General features: G+C 69.7%; 9 protein-coding genes. 6 read left to right on the forward strand and 3 right to left on the reverse strand.

Annotated features, from left to right (window positions below; all coding sequences use genetic code 11):
• A partial coding sequence (locus tag VK923_11150) for a hypothetical protein (protein ID HSJ45226.1) occupies positions 1 to 204 on the reverse strand: 204 nt, incomplete at its 3' end.
• 364 nt (positions 205 to 568) lie between these two features.
• Positions 569 to 817 carry an adenylate/guanylate cyclase domain-containing protein gene (locus tag VK923_11155; GenBank protein HSJ45227.1) on the reverse strand — a complete coding sequence of 83 codons (249 nt, stop codon included), beginning with the start codon at positions 815 to 817 and terminating at the stop codon, positions 569 to 571.
• 201 nt (positions 818 to 1,018) lie between these two features.
• Between VK923_11155 and VK923_11160 the strand changes: the two genes are divergently transcribed.
• From VK923_11160 to VK923_11180, 5 genes are all read left to right on the forward strand, one after another.
• Complete coding sequence (locus VK923_11160; protein HSJ45228.1) at positions 1,019 to 1,270, forward strand: hypothetical protein; 252 nt, start codon at positions 1,019 to 1,021, stop codon at positions 1,268 to 1,270.
• 137 nt (positions 1,271 to 1,407) lie between these two features.
• On the forward strand, positions 1,408 to 2,364 hold the full coding sequence (locus tag VK923_11165; protein HSJ45229.1) for a CPBP family intramembrane glutamic endopeptidase: 957 nt from the start codon (positions 1,408 to 1,410) through the stop codon (positions 2,362 to 2,364).
• A 10-nt stretch (positions 2,365 to 2,374) separates the two neighbouring features.
• Positions 2,375 to 2,677: a 2TM domain-containing protein gene (locus VK923_11170; GenBank protein HSJ45230.1), complete on the forward strand. Its 303-nt coding sequence runs from the start codon at positions 2,375 to 2,377 to the stop codon at positions 2,675 to 2,677.
• A gap of 15 nt (positions 2,678 to 2,692) precedes the next feature.
• A complete protein-coding gene (locus VK923_11175; GenBank protein HSJ45231.1) occupies positions 2,693 to 3,022 on the forward strand; it encodes a hypothetical protein in 330 nt (109 codons plus the stop codon).
• 435 nt (positions 3,023 to 3,457) lie between these two features.
• On the forward strand, positions 3,458 to 3,592 hold the full coding sequence (locus VK923_11180) for a hypothetical protein (GenBank protein ID HSJ45232.1): 135 nt from the start codon (positions 3,458 to 3,460) through the stop codon (positions 3,590 to 3,592).
• Between the two features lie 65 nt (positions 3,593 to 3,657).
• Here the strand turns inward: VK923_11180 and VK923_11185 are convergent, their stop codons facing one another.
• Positions 3,658 to 4,038 (reverse strand): hypothetical protein, encoded by a 381-nt coding sequence (locus VK923_11185; protein HSJ45233.1) that lies wholly within the window; start codon positions 4,036 to 4,038, stop codon positions 3,658 to 3,660.
• Between the two features lie 814 nt (positions 4,039 to 4,852).
• On the opposite strand from VK923_11185, the gene VK923_11190 reads away from it, so the two are divergent.
• On the forward strand, positions 4,853 to 5,365 hold a 513-nt coding region (locus VK923_11190), incomplete at its 3' end, for an SDR family oxidoreductase (GenBank protein HSJ45234.1).

Here is a 5,365-nt window from a genome sequence, read left to right on the forward strand (position 1 = left end):
GACATGGGCGGAACCGCCCGTGCCCTTCAGATCTCGTGGGGTTCCGCGAGCGTTGACACCGAGCCTGACTTCGCCGGTGGAGCCGCTGACCGTCCCCGCGATGGACACCATGGTCTCAACGCTGCTGTGCGCTACCCCGGGGGTTGCCAGCGGGGCCAGTGCGATCAGCAGAGCCAAGGCGACGTGGATGGACCTGGTGAGCATCGGTGTTCCTCGAGACCGGATGCCGTGACGGTGATCCTAGCCATTCGACTGCGGTGTAGGAAAGCCCCAACTTGCACGGACGTCCGACTCCGACAGCCTGTGGTCGAGGGGTTGGCGGACTGGCAGACGCTGGTGCCGTGACCCGGTTACCCCCATTTCGGCCGAACCCGGCGGGTTCGTCAGCCATGGGCACGTCAGTGGGGCTGGACGCGCCCGCATGCTGTTCGCCTCCGCGTGTCGCATCGCACAGCGGCGAGTGCCATGGCCGCTGTCCGCCCCACCTCGGCGTTGTGGTCGGACACGAGGTGGTCCAGGTCCGCGCCGGTCCCCGGCGATCGTTCGGGCGGTCACAGGGGATGCCGACTCATGTGGCGGCGTACAGATCCCACTGTCCCGGGACGCCCTTGAGGGTGTGGGCACCCCGGGCCGAGAACGGAAGGCCGGCGCCGGCCACGAGATCCGTGACGGTGCGCGAGACCAGCACTTCCCCCGCGCCTGCGAGACCGGCGACGCGCGCAGCGATGTGGACGGCGAGCCCACCGATGTCGTCCCCGCGACGCTCGACCTCACCGGTGTGCACACCGGCGCGGATCCGTAGGCCAAGCTCCTGCATCGCAGTCGCGGTCGCCTGGGCCCACCGCACGGCACGAGCGGGCCCGTCGAAAACGGCCAGGACTCCGTCGCAGGTCGACTTGATCCGCTCACCGCGATAGCGCGCAGCAACCGACCGACGAGGGCGTCGTGGCCGTCCAGGGTCCGACGCCACTGGCCGTCGCCAACCGCAGCGGCCTGCGCGGTCGCGCCGACGATGTCGGTGAACGACGGGCAGCAACAGCTCCTCGGCGGTCGCGGCGAGGCCGTCGACCACGAAGCCGGCCTCCTCGCGCAGGCGCCCGATCCCCTCGCGCAGCAGCAGGGAGCCGTCAACGACTACGACACGCGTGGGATCTCAGCCGTGATCGTCGTGCCCAGCCGCGGTGCGCTCGTCGCCGTGAACCGACCGTCGAGCGCTGCGATGGCCAGCGGTGTTCACGCCCCACGACGGGACCTGACGCGGTGGGTCTGATGTCCCGGCGGCAGGGGGGCGTTGGGCCGTGCCGGCCATCCCGTGGGAATGCATGCTTACGAACAAGAGCGGCGACGGGCGTTGCCGCTGGCCCAGCGGCAGGTCGCCGGTCGGAGGCCACCGGGCAGGTGACGTCCATGTCGACAGAGCTGCGGTCGAGGCCTGTGACGACGGTGGACGCATCGTCGCGTCCGAGCGTCCGGCGCTGGCTGCCGGCGACGTGGGTGGTGTTCGTCGTCGCTGCGCTGTTGTCGCTGCCGGTGTTTCCGCTAGTGGCGTGGGGTGTGGTCATCCCGATCGCAGCGGCCGCGTTGCTGGCCGTGACGGCGCGCGCGGCGCGCGGTGTGTCGTGGCTGGCGTGGCGCGTCGACCGGGTCGATCTGCTGGTCGTCAGCGGGCTCTATCTGGCCGTCGTTGGCCTGTTCCGGCTCGCGTTCGTGGGGTTCACGGCCGATCGTGTGCTCGGGCTGTTCCTGGCGTTCGCCGGGGGACTCATCCTGGGCGTGGCGGGTCCGGTCGGCTACACCACATGGGTGCGCCACCGCCCGCTGCGAACCCTCGGGCTCGGTGTCCATGCCCTGCGTCCGACACTCGCGCTGGCGGCGCTGTTCGGCGGCGTGCAGTTCGCGATCATGTTCTGGGGCTATGCGCTGCCCGCGCCGGTCGACTGGGTGCCGTTGCTCGTGCTTTCGTTGACCGTCGGGGTGTTCGAGGCCGTGTTCTTCCGCGGGTTCGTGCAGGGGCGGTTGGAGGCGAGCTTCGGCACCGTCGGCGGGGTCGGCGGTGCAGCGGTCCTGTACGCGCTGTACCACGTCGGCTACGGCATGGCCGGCGGCGAGATGGTGTTCCTGTTCGGGCTCGGGGTCGTGTACGCGATCGCCTACCGGCTGGTCGAGAACGTCCTCGTGCTGTGGCCGTTGCTGACCCCGATCGGCGCGTTCTTCAACTACGTCGAGTCCGGCGACATCGCCCTGCCGTGGGCGTCGATCCTGGGGTTCGCGGACGTCCTGGGGGTGATGGCGGCGGTCATCTGGCTCGCCGCCCGCCGCCAGCGCGGCGCCGCGGCACACCCACGGCCGATCAGCAGCATGTGAGGAGGCTGCCATGACAACCCATGAGACCCATCAGACCCACGACGACCCACTGCGGGCCGAAGCCCTCGAACAGCTCAAGAAGCGCTCGGAATTCTGGACCCACCTGGTCGCCTACCTGCTGTTCAACGCCTTCATCATCGCGATCTGGATCTTCACCGGCGGTGGGTTCTTCTGGCCGATGTTCCCGCTGTTCGGCTGGGGCATCGGGCTCTTCTTCCACGGCTGGGACACCTTCCGGCAACCGCCGTCGGAGGAGCGGATCCGCCGCGAGATGGAGCGCCTGCACCCGGGTGGGCTCGGTGATCACACCTGAGCCATCGCGACCCGGATGGAGGCCGCCGCCTGGCTGCTCGCACTGCTAGGCTCGGGGTTCCTCGTCACGGCCGCGCTGACCGGCGGCTACCTGGCGTGGACCGGCGCCGGCATCGGCGAGTGGGTCGTGCACCACGCCGGGTGGGGAGTGCTGGGCGACGCCATCGTGGCCGTTCCCGTCGCCGCCGGCTGCGGAGTGCTCACGGTGTCGTTCCTCGCGACCGGCAGCGTCCTCGCGCCGGTCATCGGTCACGTCGCGATGCACATCGCCGGGATGGAGCAGGGCGTCGAACGGCCGCCCCGCACCCGCACCGCGACGTCGCGTGCCGTGGGGTGTCTGCGGTGAGCACGTGAAGGACGGCGGAATAGTGCGCAGGACCGCGGGTCGGGGGGATCGTGGGTCTGGCGGAGACGCTTCTCGCGTGACGTGACTTCTACGCGGTGGTGGCCGGCGCCAGCGCCACCCCCGTCGGCCTGGTGTTCGTCGGCGTCTCCATCCAGGTCGGACGCCAGCCGCTCGAACCCCGAATGCAGCTGCTGGGGACGATGGCGGTGGTCAACCTCCTGCACCCGTTCTGGGTGTCGCTGGCGATGCTCGTCCCCGCCTCCCCGGTCGTCGCAGAGGTCACGTTGCTGTTCCTGGCAACCTTCGGCTTCGTGGTCATCATCGGCATCGACCGGGCCCAGGCCCGCCTACCACGCAACGAGACACGGGTCGTCGTCGCCTACCGCTTCGTCGTTCCGCTGGTGGCCGAAGCGATCCTGGCCGTCGGAGGTTGCCATGATCACGGGCGCCCGATCCTCGGTCTCCGCACCGGCAGCGTACGTGGTGCTGATGTTCATCGTCGGCACCGAGAACGCCTGGGATCTGCTCCTCGGCTCCAGTGGGATCACCCCGCCGGGCCGGCCCCAGTAGGCGGACGTCAAGCGCGGCCACCCGGGCCGCGCGTCACGCGTGCGGGTGTCGCCGGGACGTCGGGGTCAGCCGCCGAACATCGCCCGTACGGGCCGGTCGAGCCACACGACTCCGATGATCAGCGCCAGGTCGATGGCCACGGGCGCGACGATCCAGACGTTCGCGATCGCCGCGGGGAACAGGGCGACCAGCAGGAGCGAGACACCCGCCGCGGCAACGGTCACCGGTCCCCACCACGCCGCCTGGAGGGCCAGCGCCAGTGCGGCCACGGCGAACAGCGTCATCGTCAGCCCGGTCAGGACCCTCGCGACGGGCCGACGGTCACCGAGCACCCACGAGTGCGTCGGGTCGGCGACCTGCGACGGGATCGCGGGGACCATCCCCCACACGACCAGGTGCACCCATCCGTGCGCGAACAACACCAGCACCAGCACCCAATGGATCATCGTCGAGCACCTCCCGAGCCTCCTTCCGGACGGTCATGCGACCACCACGGACTCCACTCGACATCTGCGGCTCCCTCAGTGTCCGACACTCCACCGTCGCGGTCAGGGGCGAAGGACCCGGACCCGGACGCCGACCGACCGCGTCATTGCACCCCATGTACGGTCGCGATCGATCGAGCGCTCGTCGACGTACCGAGGCGCCTCGGGACACCGCTGGGACAGCATCCAGACTCGGCTCCGGCCACCGTGGCGTCGACCACGGATGGTTGCACACAGGAGCATCGCGATGAGTGATGACATCGAAGCGAGCGCCCAGCCCACAGCCACGATCGCAGGAAGTCCGGTCGACATCTCGAGCACCGGTACGACAGCGTCCTGCACAAGACACGGGCGCCGATCCCGGCGGGTGGGCGGTACACCCATCGCCCGAGGTCCCCCGACCCCGGGATCTACTGGTACCGCCGGCACATCCGCGAGGACTACGCGCAGGAGATGGACCTGTACGGCACCATCATCGTGGAGCCGAGGGATCCCTCATACTGGCCGGGTGCGGACCGCGACGTGGTCTGACGCTCGATGACATCCTGATCGAGACGGCAGGATCGCCCCATTCGATCGCACGCACGGTCGCTCATGCGTGACACACGTCGCTAGTGCGACCGCGGGACGCTACGGTCGGCACGATCGTGGACGTCCGCGGTCGTGCTCGAGGAGGAACCGTGTCGCATCCGCCGGAGTCCGCGCCCGGAACCGGACGCATGCGATGACCGAGCTTGCGGGATCGGTCGCGATCGTCACAGGCGCCTAGTCGGGAATCGGACGGGGTCTGGCCGAGATGCTGGCACGGCACGGGGTCCGCGTCGCGTTGGCGGCACGACGACAGGCGGAGCTCGCCCGAGTGGCAGCCGAGATCACGGCCGCAGGCGGGTCAGCTGTGAGCCTGCCGACGGACGTGGCCGACGAGGCGCAGCTGCACGACCTCGTGGATCGCGTGAAGCGTCGGCTCGGTCCGGTCGACATCCTGGTGAACGCAGCCGGGGTCGGGCATGGTCAGCCGGTGCACGAGCTCGACATCGACCAGTGGGACGAGACGTTTGACGTCAACCTTCGCGGTCCGGCGGTGCTGTGCGCACGCGTCCTGCCCGCCATGCGGGCACGTCGTCGCGGTTTCGTCGTCAACATCTGCAGCGAAGCCGGCGTCTTCGTGTATCCCGGCATGGGCGAGTATGCCGTCAGCAAGCATGCGCTGCGCGTGCTGACCGAACTGCTGCAGGAAGAGAACCAGTCGCACGGGATCAAGGCATGGGCCGTGTGTCCCGGCATGGTC

This window comes from Euzebyales bacterium (assembly GCA_035461305.1).
GTDB lineage: Bacteria > Actinomycetota > Nitriliruptoria > Euzebyales > JAHELV01 > JAHELV01.

Coding starts and splice junctions, on each gene's coding strand:
- VK923_11155 (HSJ45227.1), bottom strand. CDS start 817: ATGCAGGAGCTTGGCCTACGGATCCGCGCCGGTGTGCACACCGGTGAG.
- VK923_11165 (HSJ45229.1), top strand. CDS start 1,408: ATGTCGACAGAGCTGCGGTCGAGGCCTGTGACGACGGTGGACGCATCG.
- VK923_11170 (HSJ45230.1), top strand. CDS start 2,375: ATGACAACCCATGAGACCCATCAGACCCACGACGACCCACTGCGGGCC.
- VK923_11175 (HSJ45231.1), top strand. CDS start 2,693: ATGGAGGCCGCCGCCTGGCTGCTCGCACTGCTAGGCTCGGGGTTCCTC.
- VK923_11180 (HSJ45232.1), top strand. CDS start 3,458: ATGATCACGGGCGCCCGATCCTCGGTCTCCGCACCGGCAGCGTACGTG.
- VK923_11185 (HSJ45233.1), bottom strand. CDS start 4,038: ATGATCCATTGGGTGCTGGTGCTGGTGTTGTTCGCGCACGGATGGGTG.